The 22,323-nt window shown below is 42.4% G+C and carries 8 protein-coding genes and 1 pseudogene; 4 read left to right on the forward strand and 5 right to left on the reverse strand.

Annotated features, from left to right (window positions below; all coding sequences use genetic code 11):
* Positions 1-106: 106 nt before the first annotated feature.
* From VB733_RS15940 to VB733_RS15955, 4 genes are all read left to right on the forward strand, one after another.
* Complete coding sequence (locus tag VB733_RS15940) at positions 107-919, forward strand: hypothetical protein (RefSeq protein WP_323341044.1); 813 nt, start codon at positions 107-109, stop codon at positions 917-919.
* Between the two features lie 334 nt (positions 920-1,253).
* Positions 1,254-5,771, forward strand: a complete 4,518-nt coding sequence (locus VB733_RS15945) for a filamentous hemagglutinin N-terminal domain-containing protein (protein WP_323341045.1) — start codon at positions 1,254-1,256, stop codon at positions 5,769-5,771.
* A gap of 115 nt (positions 5,772-5,886) precedes the next feature.
* Positions 5,887-9,888, forward strand: coding sequence for a filamentous hemagglutinin N-terminal domain-containing protein (locus VB733_RS15950; protein ID WP_323341046.1), 4,002 nt, complete (start codon positions 5,887-5,889; stop codon positions 9,886-9,888).
* An 89-nt stretch (positions 9,889-9,977) separates the two neighbouring features.
* Positions 9,978-12,785, forward strand: coding sequence for a CHAT domain-containing protein (locus VB733_RS15955; protein WP_323341047.1), 2,808 nt, complete (start codon positions 9,978-9,980; stop codon positions 12,783-12,785).
* Between the two features lie 220 nt (positions 12,786-13,005).
* Here the strand turns inward: VB733_RS15955 and VB733_RS15960 are convergent, their stop codons facing one another.
* The 5 genes and pseudogenes from VB733_RS15960 to VB733_RS15980 form a co-directional block, all read right to left on the reverse strand.
* Complete coding sequence (locus VB733_RS15960; protein ID WP_323341048.1) at positions 13,006-13,800, reverse strand: peroxiredoxin-like family protein; 795 nt, start codon at positions 13,798-13,800, stop codon at positions 13,006-13,008.
* Positions 13,801-14,176: 376 nt separating this feature from the next.
* Positions 14,177-14,674 carry a hypothetical protein gene (locus tag VB733_RS15965; protein ID WP_323341049.1) on the reverse strand — a complete coding sequence of 166 codons (498 nt, stop codon included), beginning with the start codon at positions 14,672-14,674 and terminating at the stop codon, positions 14,177-14,179.
* 363 nt (positions 14,675-15,037) lie between these two features.
* Complete coding sequence (locus tag VB733_RS15970) at positions 15,038-18,544, reverse strand: DUF3616 domain-containing protein (protein ID WP_323341050.1); 3,507 nt, start codon at positions 18,542-18,544, stop codon at positions 15,038-15,040.
* A 272-nt stretch (positions 18,545-18,816) separates the two neighbouring features.
* A pseudogene (locus VB733_RS15975) lies at positions 18,817-19,373 on the reverse strand (Uma2 family endonuclease).
* 42 nt (positions 19,374-19,415) lie between these two features.
* Complete coding sequence (locus tag VB733_RS15980; RefSeq protein ID WP_323341051.1) at positions 19,416-22,097, reverse strand: acyl-CoA dehydrogenase; 2,682 nt, start codon at positions 22,095-22,097, stop codon at positions 19,416-19,418.
* Between the last annotated feature and the right edge of the window lie 226 nt (positions 22,098-22,323).

Below are 22,323 nucleotides of genomic sequence, written 5' to 3' on the forward strand. Positions count from 1 at the left end.
ATGCTCCCACTACAAATTGTATTTTTGCAAAATTGAGATGCTCCCAAACTTGCAGTCTTTTAATTCTAATTTCTGAATTTACCTCCTATCAAATATCAGTAAAAACATGTTGAATTCAAAACGAAACTATCCCAAATATTTACTTGGTTTTGTAGTGTTATCTCTGGGAATTTCTCCTCTGGATATTGGAGGCGATCGCACAACTTTAGCAATATCAAAAGCAATGTCAAGCCCCAGTCAAAATCTCAATAATATAAATTATTTACAGCCAGAAAATACACTCATATCTCAACAATATACAGGTTGGATCGCAAATATTTTTCAACGTCGTCCCCGCCGCCGAAATGGTGCGAGAAATGATGTTTGCTCAATTTCTCCAGGTTGGGTAGATACCTATATGGTTTGGAACGATAAACCGTTATTTTTATGGCGAGCGATGCCAAACGGAGAACAAATAAAAAATCCAGAAACAAAATTAATAGTTCGCGAATACGAGAGTCAAAAAGTCATTTGGACAGAACCAATTAATCTGGCTCAACAAAAAGCATTGTACAAGGGTACAGAAGCTCTACAACCAGGAAAATTATATCAATGGTTAATTGTTCAACAATCTCGCGAACTTACCAATCCCGGATTATTTAAAATTATGCCCACCGAAGAACGCGAAAAAATCAAAGTTGAATTACAAGCGATTGAACAACAAGCAAAATCAACAAGAATTTCCCCAGAAGAAATAGTTTTGAAAAAAGCAGATTATTTTCTTAATTATCAAGTTAAACATAACACAGATAAAAAATCTGCAAATCTTTGGTCTGATGCCTTAACTCTACTCTACACAGTCGAAAATCCATCATATGTACAAGAACGGGAAAAACTCGTTCAAGATATTTGTACTCCATCAACATCTACAAGTAGTTGATGCAAAATTGCGATCGCACAATCCGACAGACTGAGAAATGGGAACATCCCAAATGTGTAAATTGTTTTTTTGTAGTGCGGGCTTCTAGCCCGCTTCCTGGAGATTAGGGAGCTTCCTGCTCCCACTACAAATTATATTTTTGCAAAATTGGGATGCTCCCCTGAGAAAGTGCGATCGCATTTCTATAAATTTAACCTATCAAATGCAACCTAAAAATAAAACTGAATAATCGCTTGATAATTGCTGTATTAGTTGATTATCAGCAAAAATACTGGTAAATGTAAGGTTAATAAGAAACATTCATAATCATTCACAGAATAATCGGGACTGGGCGATGAATCAGGTAGCAAACTCACTCGGAAAGTTGTTGACATGTGGTTTTTTAGTATTTGCCGCACCAATATTTCCAGTTACAGCACAAATTACTCCCGATAATACCCTGGGCACAGAATCATCCCGTTTAGATACGAATGTTTTAATTAACAATGTCTTAGGGGACAAAATTAATGGTGGAGCGGTTCGAGAAAGCAATCTTTTTCACAGTTTCAGTGAATTTAATATTAATGATGGGCAAAGAGTTTATTTTAGCAATCCCTCTGGAGTGATAAATATATTAACGCGGGTGACTGGTGGGAATGCGTCGAATATTTTGGGGACTTTGGGCGTTGATGGTAATGCGAATTTATTTTTAATGAATCCGAATGGAATCTTGTTTGGGCAGAATGCCAGCTTGGATGTACGAGGTTCGTTTGTGGGGACGACTGCCAATGGTTTGCAGTTTGGAAATCAAGGCGTTTTTAGTGCGACAAATCCCCAAGCACCAGCTTTGTTGACAGTGAATCCAAGTGCGTTGTTGTTTTCTCAAGTACAGTCGAGTGCGGGAATTACAAATCAATCACAAGCTCCCGCAGGTGTGAATCCAAATGGTGATAATACTACTGGGTTGCGAGTACCCGATGGCAAAAGCTTGCTGCTGGTAGGTGGAAATGTCAATTTAGACGGTGGTAGTTTGAGAGCCTATGATGGCAGAATTGAGTTAACAGGTTTGACTACACCGGGAAATATTGGATTGAATGTTGCAGGAGATATTTTTAGTTTAAATATTCCCAATGATGTCGCCTTTGCAGATGTATCTTTAGATAATAATTCTGTAATTAGTATCTTTGGCAATCAAGGTGGAGAAATTGTCATTAATGCTGGCAATATCGGGATTGATAATTCGTTTTTGTTTGCAGGAATATCGGCAGGTAAAGGAACCCCGACAACTCAAGCAGGAGATATAAATCTCAGCGCTACTGCCTCAATTTCTATTTCTCAAGATAGCTTTATTGATAACTCCGTTTCTGGAAATGGTAACGCAGGTAATATATTTGTGCGAGCCAAAGATGCTGTCACGGTTAACAGTGGTGGTATTTTCAGTAATGTAGAAGCTGTTGGCATTGGGAATGCTGGTAACATCGATATCCAGTCTGGTTCTCTGAGTCTAAATAACCGTGCTGCCTTATCTACGGGTATTTTTGGGCAGGGAAATGGTGGTAATATTTCGCTGGAAATTTCTGATGGAATTCAACTTTCCAATGCTTTTATGTACAGTAATATTACATCGGGGGGCGTGGGTAATGGAGGTGAGATAAATATTAAAGGGGGTTCCCTTTCCCTAACTGATAGTTCGCAAATTCAATCGCGGATTGAAGATACTGATGGGAATTTACCAGGAGGACAGGGTAATACGGGTAATATTAACATTAACATCAAGGGTAATATTAGCTTCAGTCAACCGATACCAGGGAATGCAAATGGAATTATTACCGAAGTGGGTGTAGGGGCAATCGGTAATGCTGGCAACCTAACTATTAATGCTGGTTCATTAGAAATTAAAGAGGGTTCGGAAATTCAAGGTAGTACCCGTGGTAAAGGGAATGCAGGGAATATTACAATCAATACCCGTGATAGTTTAACTATAGATGGTAGAGATGGGAAACAACCTTTTTTTAGTCGCATTATTGCCGCAGTTCAACCAGGTGCAGAAGGTAATGCCGGAAATATCAATATTACTGCTAATAACTTGAACATCATTAACGGTGCTTTCTTTAGCAGTAGCACTTTCAGCAAAGGAGATGCTGGTAATATCACAGTTGATGTTCGTGATACTACTAAGTTTGAGGATAGAGTTTTTATAGCCAGTAATGTCTTTGGTATAGGTAAGGGTGGAGATATTCGGCTGAATACGGGAACTCTCTCCATGACTGCTGGTTCCTTTTTATCTACCAACGTTCTAGGACAAGGTAATGTAGGTAATATTATTGTTAATGCTAGAGACACAATAATATTAGATGATGTGACAGGAGACAAACTGACTGGAATTCAAAGCAGCTTGTTGACTGGAGGTGTCGGTAAAGGTGGCAATATAGATATTACAACAGGTTCACTGTTCGCCATAAATGGAGCGTCATTGTTAGCCGTTAGCGATGGGCAAGGAGACGCTGGTAATATTACTATTAATGCCCGTGATGTAATTAGCTTTGACAGTTCTGAGGGAAACAAATTTAAAAGCAGTGTTGGAAATGAAATCGGTTCTGATACTGTTGGCAATGGGGGAGATATCCGCATCACAGCTAGGGAAATATCTTTTAAAAATGGTAGTAAAATTGGTGCTTCCAGCTTTGGACAGGGGAATGCAGGAAATATTTTAATTGATGCTAGCGATAAAGTTAGTTTTGATGGAGTTGGCGGTAGTTTTCAAGTTTCAAGTGGTGTCGATACTACTACATCCAAGACAGGAAATGGTGGCGATATTTCGGTGAAAACCGGAACTCTTTCTTTGATTAATGGCGCTCAAATTAATGCCAGTACAGCAGGAAAAGGTAATGGTGGTGATATTACCATTGATGCACGCGATCGCATAAATTTTGAAGGCATTGGTAGTAATCAAAATTTCAGTGGTGTTTTTTCTATTGTTAATGCAAATAGTGTAGGTAATGCAGGCAATATTAAACTCACAACTAATTCCCTCTCTTTAAGTAATAGTGGACGAGTGAGTGCTTCAACTGTTGGCAAGGGAAATGGGGGAGATATTACGATTAATGCTGGTGAGATTACAGCTAGCGGTCTTGCAGATGGTCTTTATCCGAGTGGTATTTTTAGTACAGTTGAGGCAACTGGTGTAGGAAAAGGAGGTAATATTAATGTTAATGCTGATTCCCTGGCACTAAGCGATCGCGCTCAAATTAATGCTAGTACTTTGGGACAAGGAGACGCAGGTCAAATATTTCTCAACATCAACAAAGCACTCACTCTCAACGAAGGTTATATTTTAAGCAGTGTTAGTTCAGGAGGGGTGGGAACTGCTGGAGATATTGAGATTAGAGCAAGTACGTTGTCAGCTACAGAGGGTTCTCAAATCCAATCTGCACTTTTGCGTCCTTCCAAAAATCTACCTGCTGCTCAGGGACGTGGAGGTAATATTCGCGTCAATGCAACTGATACTGTTAACCTCTCCGGTTACGGTAAGACGGGATTTTCTACTGGTTTGATAACTGTTGCTGACAGAGGAACATCGGGAGAAGCTGGAGATATTACCGTGAACACAGGTAATTTTACAGTTAGTGATGGAGCAATCGTTTCGGCTGCAACCTCCAACTCAGATAACGGTGGCAACATTACAATTAATGCCAAAAACTTTACAGCAAATAATGGCGGACAATTAGCAACAAATACCCGTGGTAGTGGGAATGCTGGTAGCATCAAGCTGAATGTTACAGACAACATTACCATAACAGGCAGTGATCCCAATTTTCGCGATCGCGTTACCAAAGTAACTCAGAGATTACAGCAACCTGGAGAAACAGACCAACTCAACGATGTAATTTTCAATCAAGGTGCTGAAAGTGGACTTTTTGCCAATACTGAAATTGGTTCCACAGGTAGAGGTGGTAGTATTTTCATTGATCCACCGCAAATTACCATCAGAGATGGAGCTAAAGTATCAGTAAATAGCGATGGTACGGGAGATGCTGGTAATATTTCCATTCTTGGTGGTACTCTAAGCTTGGATAATAGGGCGACAATCTCCGCCCAAACCGCCAGCAGTCAAGGTGGTAACATCAACTTGCAACTTGCTGATTTTGTACTACTGCGTCGTGGAAGTTTGATTTCAACTACCGCAGGTAATACACAGGCTGGGGGTGATGGTGGCAACATTACAATAAATACACCTTTCATAGTTGCCGTACCTGGCGAAAACAGTGACATATCCGCTAATGCCTTCACGGGAAAAGGTGGTCAAATTAACATTGCAACTCAGGGAATATTCGGTATCGAACCCAGTGCCCAAGCATCAGACGCAACCAACGACATTACAGCGAGTTCTCAACTGGGTATTCAGGGAGAAATTGCCATTAACAACCCAGAAATTGACCCCACAAAAGGGATTATCGAACTACCAAATGATGTAGTAGACGCAACTAATCAACTGAGTCAACTTTGCCCCAGAGGTTATGACGCTTTTATCAAACCTTTAAGTAGTTTCACGATTACCGGACGTGATGCTTTACCCCTAAGTCCCCTCGAACCCCTACAAGGTACAGCAACTATTCCCCTAGCGACTTTGGATAATGAAGGAAATGCAGGGATACAACAAAGAACTAATTATACTTCCCCCCTCTCCGCGTCTCCCCCTCTCCCCCTCTCCCCATCTCCGCGTCTTCCCTCTCCTCCTTCTCAAATTATTGAAGCGCAAGGATTGGTAAAAAATTCTCGCGGTGAAATTTTTCTGGTTGCTCAAGCGCCACAAACTACACCTTCATCCCAGCCAACGGTTTCTGCATGTCTTCAAAATTACTCCAAAAACTAAAATCTGATATCAACCTCATAATTGCTGTATTAGTTGATTATCAGCAAAAATACTGGTAAATGTAAGGTTAATAAGAAACATTCATAATCATTCACAGAAGAATCGGGACTGGGCGATGAATCAGGTAGCAAACTCACTCGGAAAGTTGTTGACATGTGGTTTTTTAGTATTTGCCGCACCAATATTTCCAGTTACAGCACAAATTACTCCCGATAATACCCTGGGCACAGAATCATCCCGTTTAGATACAAATGTTTTAATTAACAATGTCTTAGGGGACAAAATTAATGGTGGAGCGCAACGAGACACGAATCTTTTTCACAGTTTCAGTGAATTTAATATTAATGATGGACAAAGAGTTTATTTTAGCAATCCATCGGGGGTAATAAATATATTGACGCGAGTTACTGGTGGGAATGCGTCGAATATTTTGGGGACATTGGGTGTTGATGGTAATGCAAATTTATTTTTAATGAATCCGAATGGAATCTTGTTTGGGCAGAATGCTCGGTTAGATGTGCAGGGTAGTTTTGTGGGGACTACTGCCAATGGTTTGCAGTTTGGAAATCAAGGGGTTTTTAGTGCGACAAATCCGCAAGCACCAGGTTTGTTGACAGTGAATCCAAGCGCGTTGTTTTTTAATCAATTAAATCAAGGGGAAATTCGTAATCGTACCCGTTTTAATGAGAATGACAGTGCAAATAGTGCATTATTTTTTCCACAGCAGGGAAGCAGATTTTTTGTGGGTGGGGATGTTATTTTTGATGGTGGTCAAACATTTACACTAAACAATCGCCTGGAATTAGGGGGATTAAAAGCAGAGGGAAGCATCGGGTTAATTGGTAATGGGAATGAAATGCGGTTAGCATTTTCGGAAGATGTACCAAGGGCGGATGTAGTGCTGCAAAATGGTGCTGCTGCAATTACACCTGGAGGGGGAGCAATTACTGTCAATGCTCGTAATCTCAGTTTCTCGGCGACTAGTTTTATCGGTACAGTTCTTAGAGATGGGGAAGGAACACCAGGTGTTGCAGCAGAAGACGTGACAATTAATGCAACTGGTACTGTTAGTTTGGACGGTGAGAGTTTTATTACCAATCAAGGTTTTGATAACTCTCTCGGTGATAGCGGCAATGTGATAATTAATGCCCAGTCTATCCGTCTTAACAATAACAGCCAAATTGCTACAGGTGGTCAGAGAAATCGAGGAAATATTAGTCTTAATGCGACTGAGGATATCACCCTAGATAGTAATAGCTTAATTAACACCTTTGGAAGCCGAGACTCAATTGGTAAAGCTGGTGATATTAACTTGAATGCAAAGACAATCAATTTAAGCAACCAAGCAGCAATTAATTCTGGCAATATTGGTCAAGGACAAGGGGGAAAAACAACCCTGCAAGCTCAAGAGAATATTTTTCTTTCTAGTGGAGCTATTATTTCTAGCGCTTCTGGTGCGTCGGTTTTTGGCGGAACAAATAACGAACCCAGTGGTGATATTGAAATTAAAGCTAGGAGCCTTTTCCTGGATGGTGATTATACTTCGATTAGTTCCAGAAATTTCGATGATGGTAGGGCTGGAGATATTCGCATCACAACAGATAATTCTATTTCCCTGAATCAATTCGCAAACATTACATCTTCGACAACGGGAGAAGGTGAGGGGGGGAATATTCAACTACAAACAGGAAGGCTAATAATTTCTAATGGTGGTGTCATTGATACACTGACACGGGGAGTTGGAAATAGTGGTGATTTGTTGATTAATGCTGCTGATTCCGTTACTTTAACTGGCTCCAAATTAATCAGTTCAGAAAGAATTGGTAGTTTTTTGGCAACGAGTAGGATCGACACAAATTCCCAAGGTTCCGGGAACGGAGGGAAACTAACTATTAATACTGGAAAACTCAGCCTGATCGATGGTGGAAAAGTCAATTCTGTAGTTGGTATTGGTCTACCCGGTCAAGGGGGAGATATTAATATCAATGCAACAGAATCCATAGAAGTTGTAGGAGTTACACCTAATGGTGACTTATTAAGTGGGATTGTAGCTGGAACCCTTGGCTCAGGGAATTCTGGAAATCTAAGTATTACAACCCCTAGTTTAAGCGTCCGAGATGGAGGTACTGTTAGTACATCTGCTAATAAAGATAGTACAGGGGAAGCTGGTAATTTAACTATTAATGCTTCAGACTCTGTTGAGGTTGTGGGTGTTTCTCCCGATAATCGATTTTTTACCGATATTTCATCTATAACTTTAGGTTCTGGCGATGCTGGAGATATGACCATTAATACTGGTCGCTTAAGTATTCGTAGTGGTGCAATAGTGGGTACAGGTAATCGTTCTGGAAGCAAAGGACGAGGGGGAAATTTAATAGTAAATGCTTCCGAATCAGTTGAGGTTGTTGGTAGAAGTCCAGATGGTCAACTCAGTAGTATCCTAGAGGCATCATCTCGAGGGGCTGGCAATGCAGGTAATATAACCATCAATACTCGTCGTCTGAGTATCCGTGATATTGCTGTGGTTGGAACAAGTACATTTTCTAGCGGACAAGGAGGTACTTTAACAGTAAATGCTTCCGACTTAGTTGAGGTTGTAGGGAAAACTCCAGACGGTCAATTTAGTAGTGTTTTGTCTGCTTCTACTTTTGGTTCTGGCGATGCTGGCAATATTAATATTAACACTCGTCGTCTCAGTGTCCGCGATGGTGGATTTATTTCGACAGATGTGCCCGAAGGTAGTACAGGGAAAGGTGGCGATATGACCATTGACGCATCAGATTTGGTAGAAGTTATTAGTAACACTCCCGACGATGCATTTAGCAGCAATATCACAACTTTTACCTCAAGTTCTGGCGATGCAGGACGCTTAAATATTACTACCAGTCGCCTTAATATCGGTAACGGGGGATTTATCACCACATCTACAGGTGGTTCTGGTCAAGGTGGTGATATAGATATTAATGCTACGGACTCCGTAGAAATCTTTGTCAACCCAAATGATATAGACTTAACTGATGGAATATTTGCAGGAACATCTGGTTCGGGAAGAGGGGGAAATATAAATATTCGCACCCAGCGTTTAAATGTTCGTAATGGTGGAAGTATTGCCACAGGGACAGTAGAAGGTAGCACAGGTAAAGGTGGCAATCTCACTGTTAATGCTTCTGAATTTGTAGAAGTTTCAGGTACATCAAACGACAATCGCCTCCAAAGTTTCCTCTCGGTTCGCAGTCGAGGTGAGGGACAAGCGGGAAATATCCTCGTAAATTCGCCCCGTATTACCGTTAAAGACAAAGGTGTCATCAATGCGGAATCCTTTACCACTGATGGCGGTAATATCACCCTCAACAGCAATCTATTACTACTGCGACGTGGTGGTACTGTTTCCACTACCGCAGGTACTCAACAAGCGCCTGGCAACGGTGGTAATATCACACTAAATACGGTTTTCATAGTTGCTGTACCTGGCGAAAACAGCGATATCACTGCCAATGCCTTCACCGGAAAAGGTGGTCAAATTAACATTACAACTCAGGGTATTTTCGGGATCGAACCCCGTGCCCAAGCATCAGACGCAACCAACGATATTACAGCGAGTTCTCAACTGGGTATTCAGGGAGAAATTGCCATTAACAACCCAGAAATTGACCCCACAAAAGGGATTATCGAATTGCCAAATGAAGTAGTAGACGCAACTAATCAGCTGAGTCAACTTTGCCCCAGAGGTTATGACGCTTTTATCAAACCTTTAAGTAGTTTTACAATTACCGGACGTGATGCTTTACCCCTAAGTCCCCTCGAACCCCTACAAGGTACAGCAACTATTCCCCTAGCGACTTTGGATAATGAAGGCAACGCAGGGATGCAACAAAGAACTAACAATACTTTCCCCCTCTCCGCATCTCCCCATCTCCCCCTCTCCGCGTCTCCCCATCTCCCCATCTCCGCGTCTTCCCTCTCCCCATCTCCGCGTCTCCCCCTCACCTCTTCCTCTCCTTTTCAAATTATTGAAGCGCAAGGATTGGTAAAAAATTCTCGCGGTGAAATTTTTCTGGTTGCTCAAGCGCCACAAACTACACCATCATCTCAGCCAACTATTTCTGCATGTCTGTAGATGTCTTGCAGTAAAAGTCTCGACAGAATTTCGACTCAAATTATGCAACTAAAATCATGCAATTTTAAATCACAATATAGTATCTCAAGATGAAAAAATCTCCAACCAAATTCAAAAAATACCACAAGATATTACTGCGTTTTTTCATGCCAATGGCGATCGCAGCTTTATTATCTATTACATCACCAATTTTTGCCCAAATTATTGCTAATAATCCTCCAACTCCATCCATAGTTCAAAGTCAATCGGGAATATCCCTCGATAAACAAGCACAAGCTTTATATCAGCAGGGTGATTTCTCGACAGCTGCAAAGCTGTTTCAAGAAGCTGCACAAGCTCACAAATCCACAAATCCCATCCGCCAAGCCCTGAGTCTCAGTAATCTGTCACTGTGTTTTCAGGAATTGGGACAGTGGGATACCGCTAATAGTACAATTAATGAGGCGATCGCATTATTAGCAGCAAATAAAAAATTAAATCCAGAACAATTATCTGTATTAGCAAAGGCTTTAGATATCCAAGGCTCGTTACAGCTAGCACAAGGGAAAGCAGACATTGCCTTAAAAACCTGGGAACGTGTAGGCAAGATTTACACCCAGTTAAATCAACCAAATCGCCTACTGGCAAGTCAAATCAACCAAGTCAAAGCATTGCAACATTTGGGACTTCATCGCCGAGGTATTGAATTACTAGCTAAGGGTTTAAAGTTACCGCCATTGCTAACTACTGAGACAGAAAAACTCAAGTTATCATTATCTATGGTTGCAGCATCGCCCGAAAGTGCAACTGCATTAAGGACTTTGGGAGAATCGCTGCGAACAATTGGTAATTTACCCTCAGCAAAACTACTATTAGAGCGTAGTCTGGCTATTGCCCAAGAGTTAAAGTTACCGGAAACCACTGCGCTGGTACAAATTAGTTTAGGTAATACCGCTCGCGCCCAACTGAATTTTGACAAGAACTTTGGTAATAGAATCGGGGATGCAGAAAAAACAGCCGCAAATCTACAAACAGCAATCAATTTTTACCAACAAGCTGCCAAAAATGCCTCTGGAACTCCCAAAATTCAGGCACAACTAAATTTACTCAGTTTGCTGGCAGAGAATAACCAACAGGATGCAGCAAAAAACCTTTTACCCCAAGTCCAACAAGAAATTGAAGCCCTACCCTCAAACCAAGCTGCCATTGATGCCAGGGTAAATCTTGCTCAAACCATGATACAAATGCAAGGAGCCCAGGCAAATACACCCATCTCTGCAAAGGGTGAAAATATTGCCCAACCTGCCCCAATCTCAGAATTAGAAGCAGCAAAACTCTTGGCAACTGCAATTAAAGACGCAAAAAAACTAGGAAATCCGCGAACAGAATCCTATGCATTGGGTACTTTAGGTAACATTGACGAACGTCAAGGAAGATGGGCGGATGCCCAAAAGCTGACAGAACAAGCACTACAACTTGCTCAACAAATCAATGCCAGTGATATTTCATACATTTGGCAATGGCAATTGGGAAGAGTCGCCAAAGCCCAAGGTAATAACGATCGCGCCATTACATATTACCAAGAAGCGATCGCCACAATCAAATCCCTACGTTCCGATTTAGCTGCTGCCAATCCTGACATCCAGTTTTCCTTCCGTAACGCCGTCGAACCCATCCATCGTGAACTTGTAGAATTACTTGTAGAATCCAATCAAGAAAAGAATTGGAAAGTAGCACGGAATGTCATCGAAGGTTTGCAGTTAGTGGAACTAGATAACTTCTTCCGGGAAGCTTGCTTAACCGCCAAACCGGAACAAATCGATCAAGTCGATGCCAAAGCTGCGGTAATTTACCCAATTATTTTACAAGACAAACTAGCGATCGTTGCCAGCTTACCGAAAGTAACCCAAGATTCGCCAAATCAAAAACTAAATAAACTAAATAAACAACAAAGCAAAAATACAACCCCAGAAACACGAGATTTCCGTTACTACAAAACAGATATTAGCAAACAAGAAGTTGAACAGTTAGCCTCACGTCTACGGGAAAACCTCGGACAAGCAACCGCATTTGACGTGACTTTGCCTCAACTCCAAAAAATGTACGACTTGGTGATTCGTCCGGAAGCGGCAGATTTAGCTGCCACCAAAGTCGAAACACTAGTATTTGTTTTAGATGGGGTACTGCGGAATATACCAATGTCTGCATTGCATGACGGCGAGCAATTCCTCGTGGAAAAATACAGCGTCGCCCTCACACCCGGCTTACAACTATTAACACCACGTTCCTTGAAGCAAGGGCGTTTAGGCGCTTTAGTCGGGGGAATTGATGCAGCCCGTCCAGGATTTACAGCTTTACCCTATGTTGGCGAAGAAGTCAAAAAAATTCAATCTGAAGTTCCCAGTCGAGTTTTATTCAACGAGAAATTTACCAATCCCCAATTTCAAAATCGTATCTCGACTGCCTCATCACCAATTATACATTTAGCAACCCACGGTCAATTTAGCTCCAATGCCGACGAAACCTTTATTATTACCTGGGATGGCAAAATCAAAGTCAACCAACTCAGTAGCTTGCTGAAAACAGTCGAGCTATCAGGGAATAACACCCTCGAACTCCTCGTACTCAGTGCCTGTGAGACAGCCACAGGAGACGCACGTTCAGCATTAGGGCTGGCAGGGGTTGCTGTGCGTTCCGGTGCCCGCAGTACCGTTGCTACCCTCTGGCGCGTCAACGATAAAGCCTCAGCAATACTCATGAGTCAATTTTACGACCAAATCGCCAAAGCGAATACAACAGGTGTATCCAAAGCCGAAGCTCTGCGTCGTGCCCAAGTGGCAATTTTGAAAAATCCTGACTCTGACTACACATCACCCTACTATTGGGCTGCCTACGTACTATTGGGCAATTGGATTTAGGGAAATAATATCATGTCCGGTTGAATACTTATTATTTAAGACTGACACGGAGACTTAGAGACGCGGGGACACGGAGAAATTTTAATTGTAAGTGATTAGCCGAACATGATATGAAGGGAATAAATTGAGACAGTTGTGAAGAATGTAAAAAATTATCTAAGTGTGGTAATTTATTCTCAATTTCAACCACCAACTGCAATTGGAACCTTATCAATTACCCTCATAGCTTGAGAAAAGATAAGGGATTGCTCATATTTTCAGCAAAACCAAGAATACCGCGATCGCGATGCTCGTAAATTAATTTACCTTGAGAATCAAATAGAAAAGTTCCTCCCCTCTGGGTCAAATAAGATGCATCTGGGACATAAGTATTCCAGTTGCTCAACACTTCCGTCATGTTTCGCAGGCGCAGGGTTGCTAATTCAAAAGGACGCTGAAAGCCTTCTCCTCCAGCAGCTTTGAAAAAGGAACCTTTCATCGGTGGTAGGGGAGTACCACGAACAACTTCCTCATCTGCAATTAACTGAGGGGCTTTTTTATCACCTTTATAACCTCGAAAAACTTCCTTGAGAGTTCCGGGACTACCAATCCCAGCACACATGAGCATTAAATTCAGCCAAGCTTGTTGTGACGTTGATAGCAAAGGCAGTTGTAGAGATAAACCGCGATAAAGCCCTAAAAGAGCGTGAATTTCCGCCTTCGTATCCACAAACAGCCATTCAGTCGGAAATTCCGTATACTCACAAAACTTGATCCCAGAATTGCGATCGCCAATTCCAATCGCGCGAATGCTAATTCCCTTTGCTTCGAGCTTTTCTCTTTCTCTTCGCAGCCACCAAGCATATTCTAAATTATCAAAATCTCCCAATTGTGACCAAATTAGTACAAGCAACTGTGAACTATTCGAGCATCCATCTAAAACGGGTTTAATCTCGCCATCGCTCACTCGCAAGCGTTGAGTTTGATGCAAAATCGAGTAAATATCTGGAGAATTGGAGCGTGTTGGGCTATTCATTTCGGTGAGGTGAGAGCAAAAGTCTTTATATCATGTCCGGTTACATACTTATCATTAACACTGACACGGAGACTTAGAGACGCGGGGACGCGGAGAAATTCTAATTGTAAGCGATTAGGCAAACATGATATCATTCCCGCTTATGAAAAAACAATCCTGTTTTATACCAAAACACAACTTGTTCCTTGTCTCTGGCAAGGAAACAGAATTGATGAGGCTCTGCCTCCAGTTTATACAAGAGGCTCTGCCTCTTGACTATCGGTTCCCAGGCAGAGCCAGGAGAACCAGTCTACAACACAAAAGTTGTAGGAACAAAATGTCGGCAAATTCTACCAAAGTCAACACCCTAGCTAATAGCTAACCGCTTGCAGTATACTTAATTCCCAATAGGTTCAGCTTTCTCGACTGAGTTATCTCCAACTCCCAAAGTCAATTCTAAGGGTGTACGTGATGGATATGCTTTTACTACCTGCCTGTAGACTTCATAATTAGTAGTCAATGTGTTTTTTTCGGAGCCGACTTGATAAGTTAGTTCGTACTTTACAGATTTTAATAATTCGGGCTGACCTGACTGTTGTCCCTCTTGGCGTTGTTCTACCTCATCAACTGTTGGTCGTGGTGGTAGTGTAGTCCACCATAGTCCTTTGTCATCAGGACCTGTAACGGCTCCCGATGGTTGCAAACCATTACGATTGAGTAGGGAAGTTGTCGCGAATTCTTCCAAACGTGGTGATGGTTCCGAAGTTAAATCATTCGCATATTTTACCTGCCAGGTATAAGTTGTCAGCGCTGTCGCTTCATATTGGCTGGTAGTGACATTGCTGCAACCAGTTATTACAGCCGAAAATAGAAGCGAAAATAATAATTTTTGCATTATTCCTGTAATCCAAAGAAGGGCTGGCTAGAAGCAGAACTATATCCTAGCAGCTATCAAGAACCATTTTCATGTTGCGATCGCGTCAAAGCTGGGTGTTATTCTCGTAGGTTCTTTGGTAATTTCGGGTAGTTCAAAATCATTCTAACAGCAGCTTTTAGTCTTAGCCCCTTTAATCCAATACGGTTCAGTTAAGGTTATTAGTCAATCGATTTGTTGAGAACCAAGATTTGGGGGATTCTCCCCCAAGCCCCCTCCAAAAAAGTCGATCTGTTTTATTCGCAGTAATTGATTTTATTCTTAACTGAACTGTATTGACCTAAAAGGAGGTGATGAGAGGAATTGCGAGATAAAAGAGAGGGATTAAACCAGTACGTTTGTCGAGATTCCTAGGCGATTTGCAGTCACTCCATTCAAAATCGCCAAAGTGCTGAAGTTCGTTCCACCTGCTGCGCCATTCGGGTCAATCTCTACCAGAGTATTGCTACCAGATTGGGTGAATCTCAGGAAGTCGTTGGTGACGGAGGTGACACCAAGGGATACAAATACACCACTCAAATCCAAGATGTCTTGACTGGGGTTGAAATCAGTTATGGTATCCATTCCTTCATTAAAGGCTTTGTAGACAAAGCGATCGCTGCCGTTACCACCTGTCAATAAGTCATTTCCCTTACCACCATACAGCAGATCATCACCATTTCTACCTAGTAAGGTATCGTTACCGTCATCGCCATATAAGGTATCATTACCATTGCCGCCATCTAGGCTATCATCCCCAAGACCACCATACAACAGATCATCGCCATTTTCACCTAGTAAGATATCGTTACCGTTATCACCATATGAGGTATCGTTGCCATTGCCGCCATCTAGGCTATCGTCCCCAAGACCACCATATAAGGTGTCATTACCGTTGCCACCTCTCAAGGTATCATTACCAGCTAGACCCCGAATAATATCATTTTGGTTAGTACCTGTGAGATTATCGTTGCCTGTGGTTCCTAAAATCCCATCAATATTTAGGGCAGAACCTAAGGTAATGACTTCGCTGCGGAATTTTTGGAAGTTATCTTGAGATAAGTCTTTGGAAATTGTGCTGTTATTGTACCAAATGCTATCGCCATTATCTACCAGTAGTTGAATTTGGGTAGTGTTGGTGAGGGAATCTGGCACTTCTACAATCGACTCAAAGCTACCGTCAGCAAGCAAAGCTGTTAAATCGGCACTACGCAACACAGGCGCATCAATAGGATTACCAGTCCAGGTGTAGAGACGGAAATCGTTGGGTACGTTTCCTGTAGCAGCACCGGCGGGTCCAGCAATGATGAGGTATTCGTTATTAGCATTACGCTCGATACTGCGGATACCACGATTCTCCAAATCTAGGAAGATAGGCGCACCAAAGTTTGCAGAACCAGTTGTTCCACCTGTGGAATTAAGAATGCTGGTAAAATTAGTGACAGGAATAATTAGGGCTTGGGTGCGATCGCTGGTGGGTTGATTGGGGGCGCGGAAGGCAACGTAAGCTGTGTTACCATCGGGAGCCACTGTCAAGCCTTCAATATTAAATCCGTTGGGAATTTCGGGAGATACGCCATTTGCAGCACTCGCAGCCAGTCCCAGGAAGCCAGCACCTAAACCATGACCGTTGCTATTATCCCAAGCAATCATGTCATCTTCAAGAAACTGGTAGTATCCCTGGAATGTCAGGGTGGTATTGGCTCCCGTACCAGAAATCTGCGTAGCGAAAATCCGCTCGCGGTTGGGTCTATCTTGACTGCTGCTATTATTACTATGGGAACCTGACCAGTAAATTACGTCACCAATGCGGGTTGAGGCTTCAATGTCTACTTCGCTAGAACCTGATAATCCCAGTAATGAGGTAAAGTCAAAGCTAGCTAATGGTAAACCCGAATTATTGCGATCATACAGCCGAATTGTTTGGTCTTCGTCGTCGGCAACGAACATATAATTGGTATCAATCGCGATCGCACTAGAAGCGTCACTTGTGCCTGTCAGGAAACGAGTAGTAGGACTTATGGAACCTGCGGAGGCGGCGTAGTTAATGATGTAGGAATTACTGAGTGTACCGTCACTAACGGTGACAGTAATATTTGCCAGACCAACACCAGTAGGATTAATCTTTAAATTCCGGTCTGCACCAGTACCAGTCAGACTGAGGTTGCCATTAGAAACAACCGCTTGATTGCTGCTGGTGACTGTCACTGTGAGGTCGCCAATTGCTGTATCCGGGTCACTCAGGGTAAAATCTATACCCAATGTCTTAGCAGGATCGGTAGGATCGTTAATTACACCACTAATTGCACCAGCACCAGTTAGAGGTAGGGGAATTGGTAAATTTTGCCCATCGAGGAAATTAGTTGTGCTGGGATTAATTGCAATTCTCGGTGCGCCAACAGTTGATACAGGGTTAGGAATGTAAATACCTGGGTTGCCAATATCGCTACCTGTAGATGTGCGAGAATTTTGGGCATCATTGATGGTGGAAAGCTGCCAATCGGTAGTAATTGTGAAAGAATCGAGATTAGCTGCATTTGTCCAGCCACTAGCATTTTGGGTACGAATTGTGCCTGCAAATCCTTGGTCGTTGTAGGTGAGGCGATCTATGAGTTGTCCAGCATTATCATATAGGTTAATCTCATCGTCGCGTCCTAAACCTTGGTTGGAGTTACCAATGATTTTTACTGATGCGGGTAAGTTCCATGCAGTACGGAATGCTGCTGCTGAGGCTTCTGTTAAAATTACTGACTCTCCAGGTTGGACAATACCAAATGCACTCAGGGAGAAGGAACCAGGAATGCGAGTATTGTCATCGTAACTCCAACCAGTGAAATCTACTGCTGTAGTACCGAGGTTTGTAAATTCGACGAATTCCCCATTAGCACCAGTGTACATATATTCAGTAATTTGAATATTGACATTGGTGTTGGGTAGTGTATCGTTGTCAGTAATATTTACGGTGATGTTAGCGATCGCAGTTCCATTATAGTTAGTATCACTACTGCTAACGCTGTGGGTAATTGTGCCTGTATGTGTCCCTTCAATGAAATCATCATCAACAGCAGTCACAGTTACAGCTTGGGCTACATTCCAGTTCTGGGGAGTAAAAGTTAAAGTTGGTGAATTGGTGGTAACTTGATTATCAACTGTGATGTTGATAGTGACATCTGCTGTGGGCTGAGTCTTCAGCACGATTGTATAAGTGTCTGTAGCACCACCTTCAGCTACATCAGTGCGATCGCCAGATTCAATAATGGTTATACCTGGTATGGGTGCAATGTTAACGTTATAAAAGCCTGGGTTGCCAATATCACCACCTATAGACGCGCGAGAACTCTGAGCATCACCGACAGCAGAAGATACCCAATCAGTATTAATATTGACAGCATCTAGATTACCTGGGGCAGTCCAACCACTCACGCCTTGAGTACGAATTGTCCCCGCAAATGTTTGATCTCCATAGGTAAGGCGGTCTATCAGATTGCCGTTATTATCGTATATGTTGATTTCATCAGCCCTTCCTAGATTCCTAGTCAAGCCACCAATTACCTTAACTGAAGGTGACAATCCCCAAGCTGCACGGAAAGCTGCTTCTGTTGCTTCTGTGAGAATAACTGACTCTTCAGGCTGAACAATCCCGAAAGCACTTAAATCGATAGTACCAGGTGTGCGACCACTATCATCAAAACTCCAACCAGTAAAGTCTACTGCTGTGGTGCCAAAGTTGGTAAATTCGATAAATTCACCGTTAGCACCTTGGTACATAAACTCGGTGATTTGGATATTTGCCATGAAAATTCTCCGTGAAAGATTGGTGTCTGCTGGTGTGATTTGCAGTCTTACCTGCATCACTACTCCTAGGAGTCAAAGGAATGAAACTCCTGCCCGCTACAAAAAGAAGAAATTACCCATGAAAAGACAGCACAGCAAACTTTGCTATGCACTTATAGTAGTTGCTGTAAAATTACAGAGTAATTAGGTAATTTTGCGCGGTTACGCTAATCAACCTCCCACATGGGGTTTAAAGAAATATTAAGAAGTGATTAATGCTAAGTAAATCACAGGAAAATATACTGAATCTTCATAAAAACTCGCTATTAAAGGAAATGCTATTTTTGAATTTAAGAGATTCCGGCTTGTTGAAAAATCTGCTGAGGTGTAATTTGTAACCCTTCCAATAGAGAATCCTCCAAACTATCATTACCCTGTTTGGTGCGAGATGGAGCATCTGGATAGTAAACGGTAACAGTTTTTGCTCTTGCATCCACCACCCAAAACCGTAAAATACCAGCATTAAGATAGTCAGTGGCTTTAGCACTAATTTTCCCAAAAGTTTGTTCGGGGAAATAATTTCAATGGCTAAATCTGGTGGGATTGGACAAGCTTCATCCAAGATATTATCTTGTGGTAAACGGGAATAGGATATGTAGAGTAAGTCGGGGACAGGAACCCAGTCTTTACCGTTTCGCTTTAATTTAACAGCCCATTCGATACCTACCTCGCCACGATTTTGTGCCCATAGGCTGATGAGGGTATAAATTACACCTGTGATTCAGGAATGAAAACGTTTTGGTGACATTTTCGGTACTGCTTCCCCGTTGATTAGTTCGTAGATGATGTCCCCTTCGGGAAGTGCGAGAAATTCTTCGAGGGTAAGTTGAGTTTGAAGTTGAGTCATGGCTGGTTTAAAGGTTAAGGGATGACTCTATTTTGAACAAGATTAAGAAATTTGAGTCAATTCTTTTGTTTGTGAATTTTGGGCGACAATACTGCCTTTGTTTCCCATATATTCCTCTAAAGTAAACGAATCTACCTGAATTGCATCATTACGGGCAAATTGGGCTTCGCAGAATAACTCAACTTCTGGTTCTCCAATAATGCCAGCATGTAAAGCTGCCGATATCAGTAATTCCGGTTTTTGAATTGGTAATTTTCCCTCATGACTAGCATTTTTAATCTTTTTCAAAATTGGTTCCACTTGATGCAACAAATTAAATGCACGTTCTAAACGTCCTAACGATTCATCTACAGCTACAGGAATATAAATACCTGCGGTAATGCGATCGCGTTGTTGTCCTGGTATTTGTATAATATGGGCTATCTGACTACCAAGTGTGTCGCTGGGCATTGTCCCAATTGGATTCATTCTCCACCACCAGGCGAGGATATTACCCAAACTACGGATTATCAGTGAGATTGACGCGGAGATGAGGTGACGCGGGGATAAGGAGAGGGAAGATTTATTTGGATTTTGCTGTCTTTCTGGTTGTATGGATAAGTTACTAAATATACCTGTAAATCCTTGTTGAATTTGAGCAAAGGCATATTGCATTGCCCAATCTACAAACAGTAAATCTTCAGCTTTACGTCCTTCAGCTTCAAAACGTCTGAGGGTGGCGCTGCCTAAATACATCCACGAAAGAATATCTGCAAACCTACCAGTAATTTTTTCGCGTCGTTTCAAACTACCACCAAACATAAACATCGCCAAGTCGGTGAGACATGCAAAGGTTGCTGATGCCCATGCTAGTTTGCGGTAATATTTTGCTGTTGCCCCTGTGACTGGAGACACAGCTAAATAACCACGAGAAATACTCAGGAAAATCGCTCGGAAAGTGTTACGAATCATCCAGCCCAGATGATGCCAAAAGGCAGTATCAAAGGCAATTGTTGCCGGAGACACCGAGAATAGATGCGGAAAGGGGGAGAGAGAAGATTTCTGTAAGTCTTTGTCCACCTTCCCCTTGTCCTCTTCCAGTGCTGCAATCTCCGCATACACATAAGGATGACAGCGAATTGCACCCTGTCCAAAAATCATCATAGTGCGGGTAAGAATATTTGCACCTTCAACGGTAATGGAAATTGGTGTTGCCGTATAAATATTTGCCAGCAAATTTCTCTTGCCTCTGCAAATTCCCGCACCCCCCATAATATCCATCCCATCATTAATTATCTGACGCGAAAGTTCTGTTAGATTGTATTTAGCGATCGCCGAAATTACCGCAGGCTGTTCACCTTTATCTACCGCCGCAGCAGTATAAATTCGAGCCGCATCCATTAAGTAAGTCAATCCACCAATCCGTGCTAAAGGTTCTTCAATCCCTTCAAATTTACCGATAGATAAACCAAATTGTTGTCTGACAACGGAGTGAGCGCTGGTGACTCTTGTGACTAACTTGGCGACACCCGTACAGGTAGCAGGAAAACTAATACCCCTGCCCGCCGCGAGGGACTGCATCAGCATCTTCCAACCATTACCAGCTTGTTCGACACCACCGATAATTTGGTCAATTGATACAACTACATCATGTCCTTCTGTGGGAGAATTATAGAAAGGAACCCCCATTGGGTCATGTCTGCGTCCCATAATCACACCGGGAGTATTGGTAGGAATGAGGGCACAAGTAATGCCAATATTTTTACCTTTACCTAAGTAATTTTTGGGGTCTTGGAGTCGAAATGCTAATCCCAGAAGAGTTGCGATCGCGCCCAAGGTAATATATCGTTTTTTCCAATGCAAACGGATGTAAAGTTTACCGTCTCCACCTTTAAATACAACTCCTTCCGACTGGATACTTGCTGCATCTGAACCCGCAGTCGCTTCAGTCAGGGCAAAACAGGGAATTTCTTCACCCCTTGCTAGTCTGGGTAAATAGTCATTTTTCTGTGTGGGAGTGCCATAGCGTAATAGTAATTTAGCTGGTCCGAGGGAATTAGTCACGCCAACGGTGGCAACATGGGTAAAAGAACGTGATGCGAGCTTTGTCATCACTGCACTGTAAGCAAAGTTGGAAAAGCCCAATCCGCCGTATTCTTGAGGAATCATCATTCCTAAAAATCGCTCTTTTTTCAGATATTCCCAGACTTCGGGGGGTAAATCCTGGCGTTGGTAAATTTCCCAGTCACTAACCATTTGACAGACTGTTTCCACTTGATTATCGAGGAAAGATTGGAGTTCAGGTGTGACTTGGGGATATGGTTCGCTGTTGATGCGTTGGAAGTTGGGTTTACCGGAGAAAAATTCCCCATCTACCCAGACTGTTCCCGCTTCAATTGCTGCACGTTCGGTATCAGAAATTTTCGGGAGGATTTTGAGTGTTTTGATACCATACATCAAGGGGGAGGTGATGATTTTTTGCCGCAGTATGGGGATATTGAGGATTAATAGAATTGTGCTAAACGCTACTAATACCCAAATATTTGGATTGAATATTGCTAATAATATCAGGAAATAAAGTGACCACACCCACAGGGGAACACCGATGTAACCGAGAAGTAGGATGAGGATTGACGCGGTGAGGATGTGAAGAGAATCTAGAAAGGGGGATATTGACGCGGTGACGCGGTGAGGGGGGGACGCGGTGAGGATGTGGAGGTAGTTTAGTGAAAGGAAGTTAATCATAGTTTTATTGCCATACATTTAATATTTGGAGACGCGGAGATATGGGGACGCGGGGACGCGGGGATGCGGGGATGCGGGGATGCGGAGATGCGGGGATGCGGGGATGCGGAGATAAAGAGATATATAGGACTCCTATTTGATTTTTGAACAATCAAGCTGCCTAAAAGCTTGACATACAAAGCTTAAGGGACTTCTCAGTATACTGAGCAAGATTCAAGTAGGATTC

The organism is Calothrix sp. UHCC 0171 (assembly GCF_034931845.1).
Taxonomy (GTDB): Bacteria; Cyanobacteriota; Cyanobacteriia; order Cyanobacteriales; family Nostocaceae; genus Brunnivagina.